At 74.1% G+C, this 16,971-nt stretch carries 11 protein-coding genes; 2 read left to right on the forward strand and 9 right to left on the reverse strand.

Features of this window, described 5'->3' with window-relative positions; translation table 11 throughout:
* Positions 1-161 precede the first annotated feature (161 nt).
* Complete coding sequence (locus ASE27_RS01915; protein WP_082608398.1) at positions 162-3,782, reverse strand: S8 family serine peptidase; 3,621 nt, start codon at positions 3,780-3,782, stop codon at positions 162-164.
* Positions 3,783-4,102: 320 nt separating this feature from the next.
* Here ASE27_RS01915 and ASE27_RS01920 point away from each other — a divergent pair, with 320 nt between their 5' ends.
* The gene (locus ASE27_RS01920; protein ID WP_056645158.1) at positions 4,103-4,783 is read left to right on the forward strand and encodes a hypothetical protein; all 681 of its coding nucleotides are present in this window, start codon (positions 4,103-4,105) and stop codon (positions 4,781-4,783) included.
* Between the two features lie 7 nt (positions 4,784-4,790).
* Here the strand turns inward: ASE27_RS01920 and ASE27_RS20780 are convergent, their stop codons facing one another.
* The 6 genes from ASE27_RS20780 to ASE27_RS01950 all read right to left on the reverse strand — a co-directional run bounded on the left by ASE27_RS20780 (position 4,791) and on the right by ASE27_RS01950 (position 14,782).
* On the reverse strand, positions 4,791-6,416 hold the full coding sequence (locus ASE27_RS20780) for an AMP-binding protein (RefSeq protein ID WP_056645160.1): 1,626 nt from the start codon (positions 6,414-6,416) through the stop codon (positions 4,791-4,793).
* A 170-nt stretch (positions 6,417-6,586) separates the two neighbouring features.
* Entirely contained in the window at positions 6,587-7,255 is a 669-nt protein-coding gene (locus ASE27_RS20075) for a hypothetical protein (RefSeq protein ID WP_056645162.1), read from the reverse strand.
* Positions 7,245-9,185: a VWA domain-containing protein gene (locus ASE27_RS01935; RefSeq protein ID WP_056645164.1), complete on the reverse strand. Its 1,941-nt coding sequence runs from the start codon at positions 9,183-9,185 to the stop codon at positions 7,245-7,247. The genes ASE27_RS20075 and ASE27_RS01935 overlap by 11 nt, the downstream gene beginning before the upstream one ends.
* Positions 9,182-10,276: a hypothetical protein gene (locus ASE27_RS01940; protein WP_056645167.1), complete on the reverse strand. Its 1,095-nt coding sequence runs from the start codon at positions 10,274-10,276 to the stop codon at positions 9,182-9,184. The genes ASE27_RS01935 and ASE27_RS01940 overlap by 4 nt, the downstream gene beginning before the upstream one ends.
* Positions 10,273-11,895 (reverse strand): AAA family ATPase, encoded by a 1,623-nt coding sequence (locus ASE27_RS01945; protein ID WP_056645168.1) that lies wholly within the window; start codon positions 11,893-11,895, stop codon positions 10,273-10,275. Before ASE27_RS01945 ends, ASE27_RS01940 begins: the two co-directional genes overlap by 4 nt.
* Before the next feature lie 61 nt (positions 11,896-11,956).
* Positions 11,957-14,782, reverse strand: a complete 2,826-nt coding sequence (locus tag ASE27_RS01950; RefSeq protein ID WP_056645170.1) for an HAD-IC family P-type ATPase — start codon at positions 14,780-14,782, stop codon at positions 11,957-11,959.
* Positions 14,783-14,941: 159 nt separating this feature from the next.
* Between ASE27_RS01950 and ASE27_RS01955 the strand changes: the two genes are divergently transcribed.
* On the forward strand, positions 14,942-15,259 hold the full coding sequence (locus ASE27_RS01955; protein ID WP_211268485.1) for a YbjQ family protein: 318 nt from the start codon (positions 14,942-14,944) through the stop codon (positions 15,257-15,259).
* A gap of 36 nt (positions 15,260-15,295) precedes the next feature.
* On the opposite strand, the gene ASE27_RS01960 is transcribed toward ASE27_RS01955, so the two are convergent.
* Together ASE27_RS01960 and pnuC are read right to left on the reverse strand one after the other, a co-directional pair.
* A complete protein-coding gene (locus tag ASE27_RS01960; RefSeq protein WP_056645172.1) occupies positions 15,296-16,342 on the reverse strand; it encodes an AAA family ATPase in 1,047 nt (348 codons plus the stop codon).
* Positions 16,339-16,968: a nicotinamide riboside transporter PnuC gene (pnuC, locus tag ASE27_RS01965; protein WP_056645174.1), complete on the reverse strand. Its 630-nt coding sequence runs from the start codon at positions 16,966-16,968 to the stop codon at positions 16,339-16,341. Before pnuC ends, ASE27_RS01960 begins: the two co-directional genes overlap by 4 nt.
* Between the last annotated feature and the right edge of the window lie 3 nt (positions 16,969-16,971).

Consider the following 16,971-nt stretch of genomic DNA (forward strand, 5'->3'; position numbering starts at 1 on the left):
TCGTCCTGAACGGTCCCTCGGTGTCTTCTGGACCCGGGGACGCCAGAAGGGCGCGACCCGTGGGGTCGCGCCCTTCGTCATGCGCAAGAAGCTCTGGGGTCAGGGCCGGCGTGACCTCGAGGTCACGCCGACCCTGACCCGTCCCCCGAGGGGGCGAGGTGTCAGCCGCAGCTGATCGCCTCGTACCCGGCCTCGAACGGCGTCGTGACCTTGACGCCGTCGATGATCGCCGTGCCCGTGACCGTCGCCGCGCCGGCGTCGATCGAGACCTCGCGCGAGTTGAACGACTGCGACGCGGACTTGCCCGGCGCGACGTTCTTGAACGTCTTGGTACCGAACGGCGTCTCGACCACGACGTCGGCCTTGACGTCACCGTCGTTGACCGCGCGCACCGAGACCTGCGCCTTGCCCGACACGCAGCGCGACTGCGCCGTGACCGTGAGCTCGACCGACGCGTCCAGGGTGGAGACCCCGACCGTCTGCCAGCGCTTGCCCGCGCTCGCGTTGTGCAGGTGCAGCAGGAGCAGCTCGCCCGTGCCCGCCTCGGTGGCCGCGGCCGACCGGTTGACCGTGACGGGTGCGTCGTCGGCGCCCACGAACAGGAGCTGTCCGCCGCCGCTGAACCAGTACGCGGGGTCGTACGGGTCGCCCGTGAACGGTCCGACCCGGTCGATCGACTGGTCGGGCTGCGTCCCGTAGTACGAGTACGTCGCGACCGTGAACGACGGCACGGTGCCCGGCTCGATGCCGAGCTCGCCGATCGCGATCGGCACCACGAGCACGTTGCTGTCGAAGACCGACGTGTCGACGTTCGCCCAGACCGAGTTGACCGGCTCGAGCAGCACGCCCTCGCCCGCCCCGTACTCCTCGCCGTCCGGACCGGTCCAGTCCTTGAGCGTGTACGTGGTCGCCAGGGTCAGGTCCGACTCGTTGTACTTGCGGACCACGGTCTCGAACTCGGCCGAGCCGTCACCGTCCACGTCGGTCTCGACCGACGGGAACATGACCCCACCGAGCGAGGCCCAGTCACCGTCCATGGCCACGCCGATGCCGATCCGCCCCGCGCCCGGGTCGTCGCCCGCGGCCGCGTACTGCGGCGCGCTCGACGTGAAGCCGACAGCGCGGATGTCACCCGACGCGACCGCCGAGGCCGAGGAGCCCTCGGCCGCATCGGCCTCGAGCCGCGGGCTCGTCGCCTTGAGCTCGAACGGCGCCACGAGCGACGTCCAGCCGCCCGAGGCCACGCCGCGTCCGTCGAGGTCGAGCTCGGCCGACGTGTCCTGGTTCAGGAACGTGACGTCCTTGCCCGTCAGGTCGCTCACGAGCTTCGGCGCGGCCTGGACCGGGACGCGCAGCTCGCTGCCCGACTCCGGCGTCAGGACCAGGCGACCGGTGAGCATGCCGACGAAGTCGCGCGGCACGCCCGAGGTGGTCGCGGCCGACGTCGGGTCGAGCTGCTTCGCGAGCGTCGCCGGGTCGGCCGTCAGGGTCAGCGTGACCGTCCGGGTCTGCCCCGCGGGGATCGTGAGGTCCGCGGGCGAGACCGTGACGGTCGCGCCCCCTGCGGAGCTCGACGTCGTGAACGCCGCCGCGTACTTCACGGTCTGCGAACCCGTGTTCTGCACGTCGACCGTGCGGCGCTCCTTGACGGTCTTGTCCGCCACGGGCACGAGCCCGTACGACACCGAGACGAGCTCCTTGTCCTGCGCCGAGAAGGCGAGGGTCGAGTTCTTCACCGCGTCGACCGCGTCCACGCGCCCCGACCCCACGCGCTCGGGGCCGTACGCCGTGCCCGTGCCGCCCTGACCCGTCCACACGTCGTGCGAGGCCGTGTTCATGACGGCCGTCTTGACCTGCTGCGCGCTCCAGCCCGGGTGGGCCTCCTTGACGAGCGCCGCGATGCCCGCCACGTGCGGGGTGGCCATCGACGTGCCCGACTTGATGCCGGGCTGCGTGAGACGACCCGAGGCCACGGACGAGATCCCCGTGCCCGGTGCGGCGACGTCGGGCTTCACGACGCCCAGCGAGCCGTGCACCCCGCGCGAGGACCCCGCGTTGAGCGTGTCCCCGATCGCGGGGATCTCGACGAACGACGAGTTCGCGAGCGACGGGCCCAGTGTCAGGACGACGCCGCCCGCCTCGATCGCCGGACGCAGCGCGTCGTGGCTCGGGCCCGTGAGCTGCGCGCCCGGGATGCCCGCGTTGCCCGCGATCCCGGCCGCGAAGACCTCGAGCTCGGAGGACAGCAGGACGCCGACCGCGCCCGCGGCCTGCGCGTTGTTGAAGCGCGCCGCGCTCCCGCACGCCCGCGTGGCGTCGTCGTCGTCCCAGTAGAGGAACGCGATCTTGCCCGCCGTGGCGGTGGCCTGCGCCGGTGTCAGGGGCGTGCACCCGCTGACCGTGGCGCCCAGGAACGCGACCTCCGCGGTCACGTCGGCGTCGCCCGCGTAGCTCTGCGAGTTCTGCGCGGGATAGGAGCCCGCGACGCCCGCCGGGGCAGTGACCTCGACGCCGTCGAACGTCTGGGTGTTGCCCACCGAGTTCGCGACCGTGAGCGAGGTGCGCGCGTTGCCGGGCGAGCCCCCGACGTCGGTCACGTCGCCCGCGTTGCCCGACGCGACGACCGCGAGCGTGCCCAGGCGCGAGAGCTGGTCGATGAACAGGTTCTCCGGGTCGTCGGCCGGGCTGTTGTCCGAGCCGAGCGACAGGTTCACGATGTCGAGCCGGTCGGACAGGTCGCCGTCGCCGTCGGGGTCGGCCGCGAACTCGAGCGCGTCGACCACGACGTTGGTCGAGCCGCCCAGGTCACCGAAGACCTTGAGCGCGTACAGGCCCGACTCGGGGGCCGAGCCCGGCCCGACCGTCCAGTCGGAGATGTCGGTGAGGGTCGTGTAGTCGCCGTCGAACGTCGTCCCGTCAGCCAGGACGCCGTAGCCGCCCGTCGTGCCCGCGACGTGCGAGCCGTGACCCGAGCCGATCGAGTCGAGCGAGTCGATCGGGTTCTCGTCCGGCGTCGGGATCAGCGACGTGCCCGGCACGGTGCCCGACGCGTCGTAGTCGTACCCCGCGAAGTCGTACCCGCCGAGGTACTTGGCGTCGTCGAACGTCCCCGCGGGGACGGGACCCTGGCCCTTGACGCCGTACGCCTCGTCGTAGGCGGCCTGCGTGCCCGGGCCGCCGAAGCCCGCGTGCGTGTAGTCGATGCCCGTGTCGATGATGCCGATCCGGACGCCCTGCCCCGTGTAGCCCGTGCTCTGCCATGCCTCGAGGGCCCGCGTGAACGCGTCGGTGCCCTTGTTGGAGGGCGTCTTGGGGACGATGCGGTAGACCGTGACGACCTTGTCGTCACCTGCCAGGGCACGGACCTGCTCGGCGTCACCGGTCACGACGACACCGGGGACGAGCTTGCTCGTGACCGACACCTGCTGGGGCGCGCCCGCGGCACGGGCGCTGCGGGCGTTCGTCTGCGCGGGGACGACGCTGTCCGCGAGCTGCTCGACGACTGCCTGGTTGTCCTCGACCTGCGCGGCGCTCGCGCCCTGCTCCGACAGGTCGACCCCCGAGGGGGTGTCGAGCTGGACGAACGCGGTCACGGTCCCGGAGGACTCGGCGAGCGACGGGGCGACCTTGCCCTGGTCGAGCGCGAGCGACTCCGAGGACTGCGAGGTGAGGGTGGGGCCGGACGGGCCGGCCGGGTCGGACGGTGCGGACGCGGCGGGCAGCGCTGAGGCCGCGACCACCGCCAGTCCAGAGACTGCAGCTAACAACGAACGGTGCTTCATCGACACTCATTTCCCCGGTACGGACCGGTGGCGTTGAAGGTGCTTGGTGGTTCCCCCGTTGCGGTCGCCGACGGCTGTGTGCAGACGACCGTGCCTGCACGCTATAGGGGAAGCCGTGCGACCGCGCGTCACGCGGGCCCCGGGCAACAGATCCGGTGGCCGCGGGTGAACACAGGGGACAAACGGGACACTGCTCTGACCTACCCCTAGGATCGGTGCGGGGGCGTGGGACGAGGTTGTCCCGCTGTCGGTCCTCACCCACGTGTCGGTCCTTCGCGAGGTCGCGGAGGCTCCCGGCCCACGCTGTGAAGGAGCACCACATGTCACGACGCATCACGCGCTTGGCCGCCGTCTCGGCGGTCGTCCTGGTCCTCGGGGGGATCGGCGGGGCACCGGCCCTCGCGAGCGGTCCCGACCTGACGTCGCAGGGATTCCCCACCGACGACCAGGTCTGCACGGTCATCGCGCAGCCGACACCGGCCGGGCAGGACATCGCCCTCACCCCCGCGCCCACGACCGCGTGCTTCGACACGCTCGGCGAGGCGCTCGAGTCGGTCTCGGGGGAGCCCGTGACGGACCCGCGCGTCCTCGCGGGTGACATCACGGCCCTGCGGGGCTACGCGAACGAGCAGGCGGCCAAGGCGGCGGCCGCGCCCCAGGCGGCGAGAGCGGGCACGGTCACGACCGCCGCCGCGAGCTCCATGATGCTGGGCATCGCGTACAAGAACACCAACCAGACCGGTGGCGCCAAGGTCTTCTACGGCAGCAGCGGCTACGGGTGCATGACGGGCAACACCTACGGGTTCCCCAAGATGTCGACCTACCTGATGAACAACAACATCAGCTCCATGGCGACCTACGCCCGGTGCTGGTCGACGCTCTACGACGGCGAGAACTACTCGGGCACCACGACCAACTGCGTCCCGCTGTGCACGAGCCTCGGGTCCATGAACGACCGCACCTCGTCGATCGTCTTCCGCCCGGAGGGCAACATCGGCTGACCGGGACTCACGCCTGACCGCCGGGCACGTCGCTCGAGTAGCGGCGTGCCCGGCCGTGTCCCAGGCGGGCCGGCGTCGTGACCGTCACGACGACGTCGCGCCCGATCCACCGTCGCAGGGCGTGCGCAGCCGAGCCCGCTGCGGGTTCTCCCGGCCTGGACGCGCCGACCGGACCGTGGCCCGACGGCGCCCCGCCCACGGGTGCGTCCGGCACCACGGTCAGGTCGATCGTCCCGTCGGCGCGCTGGTGGAGCTGCCAGGCCGCGATCCCGGCCGCCTGGAGGACCTGGGTCGCATCGACCGAACCGAGCCAGCGCCCGTCGGCGTGCAGGTAGCGCACGGGCGAGCGCCCCTCGAGGTCGTGCAGCTCGACCCGCCCACCAGGCCCGTGGGGACGGACGATCCGTGCGCGGTCTCCCGTGCGGTAGCGCAGGAGCGGCAGGTAGGGGTTCTCGTCCGTGGTGACCACGACCTCGCCCGGCGACCCGTCGGGGACGGGCGTGCCGTCGTCGGACAGGATCTCGACCCAGACACGACGCGGGACGACGACGAACGGGCCGTCGTCCGCGCGCGAGGCCACCGCGCCCGTCTCGCGCAGGCCGTACAGGTCGATCACCGGGACGCCCCACGCGGCCCGCAGCCGGGCCCGCGCGGGCGGGGTGAGGTGAGCGGCCCCGCTCACGACCGCGACCGGGTGCAGGCCGAGCCCTTCGCGCGCGTCGAGGTCGGCCAGCGCCAGCAGCGGGAGGGGTGAGCTGCTGAGAACCTGCGGGTCGGTCCCGCGCAGGAACGTCGAGCGGTCGGCCGGGTCCCGCCACGCGCCGGGGTCGAGGTTCACGCGCGCCATGAGCGGCACGGCGACGTCGCTCGCGGCCCGACCCGAGGCCGCGTCGAAGCCCGTCATGGCCGACGCGTACGTGAAGGCGGCCCGCTGGTCGACGAGGTTCGCGAGACCCAGCCGGTCCTCGTGCGGTACCCAGGCCGCACCGGCGTCCCGGACGAGGAGGTGGAGGAGCGCGAGGTCGGCCGCGACCGCGACGGGGTGCAGCGGGACGACCACGGCCGCCCCGGTGCTGCCCGAGCTAGTGCCCTCGAGGACGCGCGACAGGTCGACGTCGACGGGCACGAACGACGCGAGGTCGGCCCGCAGGTCGTCGCGGGTCACGGGGGGCAGGTCGTCGAGCGGGGAACGAGCGTGGCTCCGGCGCTGGTCCCGGGCACGCCGGTAGCGCGGGACGACCGTGTGCGCGCGCTCGACGAGGTCCGTGACCCACGGGGGGACGTCGCGCTCGGCCGTCGTGCGGGAGGTGCCGGTGCGGAGCGCTGCGCCTGGGCCGGCGTCGTCGCGGCCGTCGTCTCTGCCGCTGTCGGCCCCGGCGAACCGGCGCGCGGTCGCGGCGAGCACGGGCAGGTCGTCGGCCGTGAGCCGGTCGCCCGTCGCGTGCACCCAGACCGGTGCCGCCGGGTGGTGACGCAGCGCGTCGAGGCGAGCGGCGCCGTCGGGCGTGAGCGTGGGCCAGCGCTCGGCGTCGTCGAGCGCGACGTTGCCGAACGGTGCGTACTCGCCGAGCAGCGCGTCCGGGACACCGCTGGGGAGGTCGGGGGACGGGGGTGCGTCAGGGGCGGGGGGCACGGGACTCCTCGACGGGTGAGGGACAGGTCGTCGTCGGTCGTCGCACTGTACGTGAACGGTCGGGCTCCTGCGGGGACCGTGCGGGCGGCGCCCGGCGTCCAGGGGCTCGATGGGCTCGCGCTCTGCGACGCGTTCCCGAGCGCGGCTCGCCCCCTGGCCCGCGCGACGCCTCAGTAGTTCGCGTACTGCGCGGCGGCCTCGGCCGCGCGCTTGGCCGCGAGGGCCTTGGCGAGCTCCTCCGAGCGCCGGACCTCCTCGGCCATCTCCCGGTCGACGCGCCGCTGCTCGACCGTGCTGACCGCGGACCAGCGGTCCTCGGCGACCGCGTCGCTCTCGCCCGCGGGGCGCAGCCGTGCCGCGCGCAGGAACGCGCGTGCGGCCTCCTCGCGCCCCTCGGGGGACGAGACCCAGGTCTGCGGGTCGCGCACGGGCGCGAGGTCGTGCGCGAGGGCGTCGACCACGGCGAGGAGCCAGGCAGCGGGGCCGTCGGGCGCGGCCTCCCGCAGGTGGGGCAGGCGCGTGAGCTCGGGAGCGCGCACGAGCCAGACCGCGATCCCGGCCCCGGCGCGCGAGGCCGCGGGCGCCCCCGCCCCGCACGTGCGGTCGAGCGCGGTGCGGGCGTGCGCGTCGAGCTGCCACCAGCCGGGCACGCTCAGGGCCAGGAGGTCGACGGCGTCGCCCACCAGGGCGGGCACGTGCACCCCGGGATCGAGCACGTCGGGCGGCGTGAGCGTCAGGCGCTGCACGAGGACCGCGAGGGCGGGGCCCTCGACCGTGGGCCGGGAGGATCGGGGTCCGACGGAGCCGGCGGGCCCGGCAGAGGTGGTGTCAGCGGGCACGGTCCGCTCCCTTCGTGGTCCACAGCGTGCGGGAGAAGTCGCGCGAGAAGCGCACGAGGTCTTCGGTCGAGCTCACCGCGAACGTCCGGTAGCCGGGCGCCCAGCCGGCGACGCGTCGGGCGAGCTCGTCGCTGCCCTGCAGGACCAGGCTGCCGCCGCCCCCTGCGGCCCGGACGGCGCGCGCCGCGAGCGTGTCGTCGGACGCGGCTCGCGGTGCGGAAGGGTCGCGCGGCCAACCGCCCAGGTGGTCGAGGAACATCGAGCTGATCCCGTCGTCGGAGATGACCGACACGTGCGCGGGTCGGGTGCGCACGGCCGGGGCGCCCGTGACGGGGTCGCCCAGGTGGGTGCGTTCGAGCAGGGGGACCGGGAACGAGGTGCCGCCCCCGAAGTGCGCGACGATCGCCGCGAGGATCGCGTCGGCGTCGCGCGTGAAGCCGTCGGTGCCCGCGACCTGCTCGGGGCCGCTCCACGTCGTGGCCTGGACGCGCGCACCGGCACGCAGCGCGGACAGGGCCAGGACCGCCCCGGCCAGGGCGATGGGTGCGAGCCGCTGCTGGGGGTTGGGCATGGACCCCGACGAGTCGAGGTACAGGTCCAGGTCGTACGGGCGCGGCGCGGGGTCGTGCCCGTCCTGCTGCTCGTGCACGCGGCGCACGGTCGTGACCCCCGGGACGATCACGGGGGAGCGCAGCACGGTCGCGGCCCAGTCGACGTCGGCCAGGTCCTCGCCCAGGTCCCACTGCTCGTGCCCGCCGAGCAGCTCCTCGTCGACCGGGGAGTCCGTCCGGACGGGGAAGGGGACGAGGAAGCGCATGGCGTGCTCGCGGTACCAGCGCGCGGCGGACTGCGCGCTCGACGTCGTGAGGCCGAGCAGCCGCAGGACCGCGTCGTAGTGCGCGGGCGAGATGGCCTGGCCCAGGGCGTCGGCGGCCCCGGTCGCGTCGCTCGCCGGGACAGGGAGGGGACGCTCCTCGTCCGGGCCCGACGGCGTCGCGCCCGTCACGCGCGGATCAACCGCGGGGTGCAGCACGGGTCGCCCGAGCGTGGGGTCGGTCGCGAGGCCCGCGGGCACGGCTCCCGCGGGCTCCGACTGCGAGCACAGGATGCCGTGCTGCCCGCCGGAGAGGGCTGCGCCGCTCCCGCCGTCCGCCGCGGGACCTGCTCCGTCGGCCGAGCCCCCCGGCGCGGCGCCCGGCTCGTCGGACGGCGGGGCCACGAGCAGCGGGCGGATCAGGGCGGCGAACCCGCCCGCACCCCCCACGGGGTCGTTGGCGTAGGCCCGCACGAGGCGCGCGCACAGGCTCGCCTCGCGCTCGGGCACGGGGTGGTCGGGATGGGTCAGCGTCCCGCGGGGCAGGCCCCAGAGGATCTCGTCGGTCCGCATGACCATCTGCGCGAGCGGTGCCCGCCCTGCGCCGAGGGCCGCGAAGATCGCCGCCATGTCGAGGCCCGCGCGCCGCTGCAGACGGTCGTTGACCAGCAGGTCGGACCAGAGGTTCGCCATGGCCCCCGCGAGCGGGTCCAGGTCGACCAGGCCGTCCCGGACGCGCGAGAGGATCCGGGCGCTCGTCGTCAGGTCGCCGGGGGACAGCAGGTGGTGCCCGATCTCGTGCGCGAGCACCGCGACCGCGTGGTCCTCGAGCCCGCGCTCGGCGATGTCGTCGAGGTCGATGTGCACCTCGACGTCCACGGTCGAGAACCACGCGAACGACCCGACGTCCTGGGGCCGGTCGTCGCCGTGGTGCAGCACGGGCGCGTGCAGGCGGGTCTGCGTGCCCCAGGCGGCCAGGGCCTCGGGCCAGGCCGCGAGCCACCGGTCGCGGAGCCTCGTGCGCGACGGTGCGTGCCGCGTGCCGGCGCCGGGCGCCGGGGGGAGCGACGCGGAGCCGTCCGCCGCCGTCGGGCCCGGCGTGGGCGTACCCGTCATCGGGGTGCCCGTACCAGGTCGAGCGAGTACGAGTGCTCGCGGCTGACGAGCGTCAGGTGGGTCGAGGGCGTGAGCGTCGAGGCCTGCCCGGTCACGTCGTCGAGCCAGGGGACGCCGGCGGGCGGGGTGCGGTCGGTCGCGCCCGGGGCAGGCCGTTCCTCGGCCCCCGGGGCGGCGCGCAGCGCGGCCCACCCGTGGACGTCGCACACGAGCGTCCAGTCCTCGGCCTGGGGCCGGGCCGTGCGGACGGCCCACAGCAGGCCGGGCTCACCGGGCAGCGGCCCGACGACGAGCGGCAGCGTGAGCCACGGACCGCCGAACCCGCGGAAGCCCCCGAACCGGCTGACCGCGGGGGCCGCGCCGTGCGAGGCGGCCTGCCCGGGCCACCACCACGGGTCGTTCGCGTGCCGCTCGAGGACCGCGCCGACGTCGGTCCCCGGGGCCAGGTCGAGCGCCGCCGCGGCGACGGGCGAGGGGAGCGACGCCGCGGCGCGCAGCGCGGCCTGCCGGTAGCGGACGAGGCCGCTGCGCCACGCCGCGACCAGGACGACGTCGCGGACGGTGGCGGCAGGCGAGCCGGGCGCTGCGAGCCCCTCGGACGCCGGCCCGCCCCGGGCCGCGAGCGTCGCGGCTCCTGCGACCTCGGCCGCAGCGGACACACGCCGTCCCCAGCCGGTCGCGTCCCCGCGCGCCGCGACCGGGCGCGCCGCGTCCGTGAGCGCGGCCACCGTGACGGCCGGGGCGGTGCGCAGCCACGGCTGGACCTGGGGCGCGAGCGCGAGGACCGCCCACCGCTCGGCCGAGTCGGAGCGCCACCGGCGAGCCGCCACGCACCGGGTCGCCGTGGACACGAGCGCGTCCACGACGCCCGCGAGCTCGCCGGCGTCGAGCGCGGGAGCGAGCCCGTCGACGACCGGGCGCAGCTCGCGCACGGCCGCGGCCACGTCGTCGCGGTCCGCACCGAGCGCGACCGCGCGCGCGAGCACCGCGTTGAGGTGGTCGCGCTCGCGCACCAGGTGCTCCGCGAACGGCGAGCGCGTCGGGGAGTCCTCGCCGGGGCCGGGGCCGTCGTCGGGGTGGCGAGCGTTCACTGACCGCTCCAGCGCAGCCACGCGAGGTAGTTCGTGTAGCGCTGGTGCGCGTACTTCAGGACCAGGGCGTCCTCGTAGACGTTCCCGTGCAACTTGACCGCGTCCTGCCACAGGGACAGCAGCCCTTCGATCTGCGCGGTGCGCCGCAGGACCTCGGCCTCGCCCAGCCCCTCGAGACCGGCCTCGACCGCCGAGAGGATCTCGGCCACGGGGTCGTCCTGGTCGAGCCCCGCGGCGTCGTACTGCTGGCAGGCCGTGTCGAACAGGTCACGGATCCACGAGACGCGGTCGGCGCGCAGGGGCTCGCGCTCCTCGTCGTCGAAGGGTGCGGACTGCAGGTCGGGGACCAGCTTGTCGTGCAGCACGAAGGGGAGCACCGCGCGCAGGTCCGCGAGGTCCACCTCGGCGTTGCCGCGGAAGAACGCCATGGCCTTGGCGTACGAGATGAGCGACTGCAGGGCCCGCACCGAGAGCCCGTTGAGGGTCTGCGCGCCGATGTCGCCCAGCCGGTCGCGGCCCGTGTCGGCCGCGGCCAGGAGGTGCGGGTCGATCCCCGCGAGCTTCGCGGTGTCCTTGGTGCGGTACTCGAACTGCCACGCGGCCCGCTCCAGCACCTCGAGCTGGCTCGCGAAGAACTCCAGCCGTCGCCGCACCGGGACCGGGATGCGCACCGCGAGCACGTCGCGGTGCAGGCGGTCGTGCTCGTCGGCGTCGAACACGATCTCGGGGGGCACGTTCTCCTCGGGACGGACCCCGCGCTCGGCGCGCGCGACCAGGTCGCCCAGGAAGCGGTTGTTGAACGGCAGCGCGTGCACGACGACGTCGATCCGGTCCCGCAGCGCGTCGACGACCTGGTAGGTCCCACCGCCCGCGTCGTCGTTCGCCGTGAGGTACCAGGCGGCGGCACCCGTCTCGTAGACCTGGTCGTAGACCTCGACGTAGCCGTCGGCCAGGACCGTCAGGAGCGCCGACTGCGTGCGCGTCGGGATGCGGTTGTACTCGTCGACGATCTTGACGCGCATGCCCAGCCACGTGCGCCACGCGACGTCGACGTCGGCGAGCGAGTCGGCCTGCACCAGGTCCTTGGGCAGGGGCGTGCCGAACAGGTCCGAGACCGTGAGCTGCGGGTGCCCGTGCTGCATCGCGCGCCGCACGTCCCGGACCGGGTAGCCCGCGAGGACGCCCATGAGGACGGCGCTCGCGGTCTTGCCGCGCCCCGGGCCGCCGACCATGAGGCACCGGCCCCGCACCGCGAACGTCAGCAGCGGGAGCAGCACGAAGCTCGAGTACGACTGGTCGCTCGGCAGGTTCAGGCGTGCCCGGGAGTCCCCGAGGCGGAACGAGACGTCCGGGGCCGTAGGGCCGGCCGAGAACTCGACGTCGTAGTGCGGGCTGATGATCGCGTGGTTGACGACCCAGAAGTACGCCTGGCGCAGCTTCTCGTCGAGCGGCGCGAACGTCGTCGAGCCGTGACTCGTCCCGGCTGTGCCCGGGGCGCCGGACACGGGCGTGCGGAACAGGTCCGCGACGTCCAGGTCGAACGGGTTCGTGGCCGCCGGCCCGGGGCGCGTGGGAGCGGAGGAGACGTGGTCGAGGTCCTGCTGCTCGGCGGGGGTCACGGAGCGATTCTGCCAGGAGAGTGCGTGGGTCTTCGCCGTGACGTAGAGGGTTCTCGTCGATCTACCTCGACCGTGCGGCGGAGGTCCGCCTCCTCCCGAACGCCTTGGCGGCCTCGACAAGGAGGAACACCACGACCGAGAGCCCGAGCGTGATGCCCCACTCGCGCGGCCCGATCGGCGCCGAGCCGAACCACGAGTGCATGAAGGGCGCGTAGACGAACACGGCCTGCAGCGCGACGAGCGCGCCCGCCGAGTACCAGACCGCCCGGTTGCCCCGCAGGACCGCGAACGTGATGGACGACCGGTCCAGGAAGCGGCAGTTGAACAGGTAGGCGAGCTGGCCGAGCGCGAGCATCGTCACGGCCGTGGTCTGGGCCTCGGGGACGCTCATGCCCTGGTCGCGCTCGACGAAGTACACGGCCATGGTCGCGCCGCCGATGAGGACCGAGACGAGCAGGACCCGTCGCAGGTAGGCCGCGGTGAGGATCGAGGCCTTGGCGTCGCGCGGCGCGCGCGACATGATGTCGGGCTCGGCGCGCTCGTTGGCCAGCGCGAGAGACAGCGTGACGGCCGTGACCATGTTGATCCACAGGACCTGCACGGGCTGGAGCGGCAGCGCCCACCCGAGCAGGACCGCGACGAGGATCACGAGCGACTGCGCGCCGTTGGTCGGCAGCAGGAACAGGACCGACTTGCGCAGGTTGTCGTAGATCCGTCGCCCCTCCTCGACGGCCCGCTCGATCGTCGCGAAGTTGTCGTCGGCCAGGACCACCTCGGCGGCCTCCTTGGTCGCCTCGGTGCCCTTGATCCCCATCGCGACGCCGACGTCGGCCTGGGTCAGCGCGGGGGCGTCGTTGACGCCGTCGCCCGTCATGGCCACGACCTGCCCGCGTGACTGGAGGGCCGAGACGATGCGGATCTTGTGCTCGGGGCTCGTGCGCGCGTAGACGTCGACCTCCTCGACGACCGCGCGGAGCTCCTCGGTGCTCATGGCCTCGAGCTCGGCACCCGTCAGGACCTGGGGCGCAGGTGCTCCGTCCCCGGCGCCGGTCGGCGGCACGATCCCCATCTCGCGGGCGATCGCGAGGGCCGTGCCCGAGTGGTCGCCCGTGATCATCTTGACCGTGATCCCGGCGTCCTGGCACTGGGCGATGGCCTCGATCGCCTCGGGGCGGGGCGGGTCGACGATGCCGACCAGGCCGACCAGCTCGAGGCCCTCCTCGACGTCCTCGGGGGAGAGCGTCGTCCGACCAGGGGCCGTACCGGCGCGAGCGGCGGCCAGGACCCGTAGACCCTGGGCGCCGATCGCGTCGATCTGCTCGTACCAGAGGTCGCGGTCGAGCGGCTCGGGCCGCCCGTCCGCACCGGTCTGGGTCGCGCACCGGTCGAGCACCCGGTCCGGGGCGCCCTTCACGAGGACGTGGAGACCGCCGTCGGGGTCCTGGGTCAGCGTGGCCATGTACTTGTTCTCGGACTCGAACGGGACGAGCGCGACGCGCCGCCACCCGGTCGGGTCGAACCCGGCCTTGAGGCCCAGGGTCCGCAACGCTCCCTCGGTCGGCTCGCCCACGAGCCGCCAGCCCGGCGCGTCGCCCTCGCCGGCGCCGTCGTCGTGTCCGCCCTGTCCGTCGGTCCCCTCGGGGCCTCGGCCCCCTCCCTCCACGGTGGACCGGACGATCCGGGCGTCGTTGCACAGCGTCATGACCTCGGCCAGCCGCCGCAGGTCGGCGTGCTCGGCCAGCAGCGCGGGGGAGCCGTCGAGGTCGACCTCGCCGTCGGGCGCGTAGCTGATCCCCGTCACGGCGTACTCGTGCGCCGCGGTCCGCACGGTGCGGGCCGTCATCTCGTTCTTGGTCAGCGTCCCGGTCTTGTCCGAGCAGATCGTGGTCACCGAGCCGAGCGTCTCGACGGCCGGGAGGCGGCGCGTGATCGCCCGTCGTCGGGCCATCTGCTGCACGCCCAGCGCGAGCGTGATCGTCACGAGGGCCGGCAGGCCCTCGGGCACGGCCGCGACCGCGAACCCGATCGCCGCCGAGATCAGCTCGGGGGTGTCGAACCCGTGGACCACGCGCCCGATGACCACCATGACCACGGCCATCACGAGGATCAGGACCGCGAGCTTCTTGCCGAACGCGTCGAGCGTCCGCGACAGGGGGGTCTCGAGCGAGTCCACCTCGGAGATCAGGGTCTGGATGCGGCCGATCTCGGTCGTCTCGCCCGTCTCGACGACCACGCCCGTGCCCGTCCCCGCCGAGACCAGGGTGCCGGAGAACAGCATGCTCGACCGGTCGCCCACCCCGGCCCCGGCGGGGACGGGGTCGCTCGACTTGGACGCAGGGACCGACTCACCCGTGAGCGCCGACTCGTCGACCCGGAGGTTGACCCCCTCCAGCAGCCGCAGGTCGGCCGGGACGCGGTCGCCCGACCGGACCCGCACGACGTCGCCCGGGACCAGGTCGTCGGCGTCGATCTGCGTCCAGGCGCCGTCGCGCCGGACCTGCGCGTGGACCGAGAGCATGCTGCGGATGCCGTCGAGCGCCTTCTCGGCCCGGCCCTCCTGGACCAGCCCGATCGCGGCATTGATGACCGCGACCGCGAGGATCACCGTGAAGTCGATCCAGTCGCCCACGATCGCCTTGAGCACGGCCGACACGAGCAGGATGTAGATGAGGACGTCGTCGAACTGCGACAGCACCCGGCGCCACCAGGGCGTGCGCGCGGGCGGGGCCAGCCGGTTGGGGCCCACCTCGGCGAGCCGCGTCCGGGCCTGGTCGGCCGTGAGCCCCTCGTCGCTCGACCCGACCTCGGCCAGCACCGCCCGTGGCGGGAGCGCCCAGGGCGTCGGCTCGGCGGTCGCGGTCGCGGTGGGGGAGTCCGAGGCGCTCATGCGTCCATTCAAACCCCGCGGGCCCGCGACCACGCGGCGAGCCGCCGGGGTGGGACGAAGCGTTCCACGGCCCCTCGGCCCCGCCGGGCGCGGCGCCGGGGGACCTCCTACGGTGAGGGAGACGTCGCGCAGGTCGCGCGACCGTGAGGAGGACGTACCGTGCTGGTCTCCACCATGAACGATGTCCCGGGCCGGACCGTGCAGCAGGTCATCGGCGAGGTGACCGGGCTGACCGTCCGGTCGCGCAACGTCGGCGCGCAGATCGGGGCGGGGTTCAAGTCGATCGTCGGCGGCGAGCTCAAGGGCTTGACCAAGCAGCTCCAGCAGTCACGCGACGAGGCCGTGGCCCGCATGGTCGAGGAGGCCACGGCGCAGGGCGCCAACGCGATCCTCGCGATGCGCTACGACAGCGACGAGGTCGGCAACGGCTACCAGGAGATCGTGGCGTACGGGACGGCCGTGGTGCTCGCGCCCTGACGGCGGGGTGCGCCGGAGGGGCGCTCGCGGCCCGGCTCAGTAGGCGTCGGTCCCGGCCTGCGTCATGGGCGCGGCCACGGCACGGGGTGTGGCGAGCAGCGGCCCGACGGCGTCGATCGCCCGGGCGAGCCTGCTCGCCCGGTCTCCGTGCACCTCGAGCCACGGCACGTCCTGCCCGGCCAGGACCTCCCGGAAGCGGTCCTGCATCGCGTGGCGGATGTGCTCGCCGTCGCGCAGCCCGTCCTGGACGAACGGGATCTCGTCGCCCGTGAGGAGGTAGAGGTCGGGACGGCGGGTCGCGGCGAGCGCCTCGACGCTCGCCGACCGTGAGCCGACGTAGCGCTCGTGCCACAGGGTCGTCGCGAGCACGTCGGTGTCGCACACGACCAGGGGGACCGGGGTCAGGGCCGCGGCCTCGTCCTCGCGCCGGGCCTGCTCCCGGGCGACGAGGTCGAACTCCGCGGTGTGCCACGGCGCCTCGAGCCCTCCCGGACGGACCTCCGACCACTCGCGGCCGAACTCGAGCACGGGTTCCAGGCGGTAGTGCTCGGCGAGCTCGGTGGCCAGGGTCGTCGAACCGGTCGACTCGGCACCGAGCACCACGACGCGGCGCGCGAACCACGCTCGGACCGAGGAGGGCAGCGCCCACCAGTGCGCCCCGGGGTCGGCGCGGACCGCGGTCCCGGACACCGAGACCACCGCGCGGCCCGGGTCGACCTGGACCCACTCGGCGTCGAACCGGCGGGCCAGCTCGACGCCGTACCGGTCCGACGTGAACACGGCGTCCACGGGAGCGTCGGAGGGGTCGAGGAGCGACTCCATGACCTTGACGTGCTCGGCCCACGCGTCGGGGCTCGCGTAGTCGACCGGGGCGTCGTCGAGCCCCGTGACGACGTGCGCGCCGGGCACCTCGGCCCGCAGCCACCCGGCGCGGACCTCGCCCGGGATCGACTCCTGCGAGGCCGTGAGCACCTGGACGGTCACGCGCTCGCACCGCGACAGCGCCGTGCGCACGAGGTTCACGTGGCCCGCGTGCACGGGGTAGAACTTGCCGATCACGAGGCCGTGCGCGAACCGGGTCATCGGGCGTCCTGCTGAACTGCGGGCACAGGGCCGTCGGGCTCCGTGGGCGCGCCCGTGCTCGTGTGCGTGCCGGCGCGCAGCTCGGCCGACCAGTCGCGCAGGCCCAGCGCGCACAGGCCGATGAAGCCCACGTAGAGGACGGCCGTCAGCCACAGCCCCTGGCTCGCGTAGAGGCCGACGAGCATCACGTCGGTCACGATCCACACCCACCAGCTCCCCACCCACTTGCGCCCCAGCATGAGCTGGGCGACCAGGCTCGTCGAGGTCGTCAGGGCGTCCCAGAACGGCACGGTCGAGTCGGTCCACGTCGACAGGACCCAGACCAGCAGCGCGGTCGCCGCGGCGGCGCCCACCGCAGCGGCGGGCCAGACCCACGCGGGGGTCCGTCGCACGGTCAGCGCACGGTGCGCCTCGCCGCCGCGCACCCACCAGTACCAGCCGAGCGCGCCCAGGACGAGGTACACGACCTGGAGCCCCGCGCCGGCGTAGAGCCCCGTCGAGGCGAACAGGATCACGTACACCGCGTTGTTCGCGAGGCCGATCGGGAAGGTCCACACGTTCTGCCGGACGGCCAGCCAGACGCACAGGGCGCCCGTCACGAAGCCGATGATCTCCTCGATGCTCACCGG

This window comes from Oerskovia sp. Root918 (genome assembly GCF_001428945.1).
In the GTDB taxonomy this organism is placed as follows: Bacteria; Actinomycetota; Actinomycetes; order Actinomycetales; family Cellulomonadaceae; genus Oerskovia; species Oerskovia enterophila.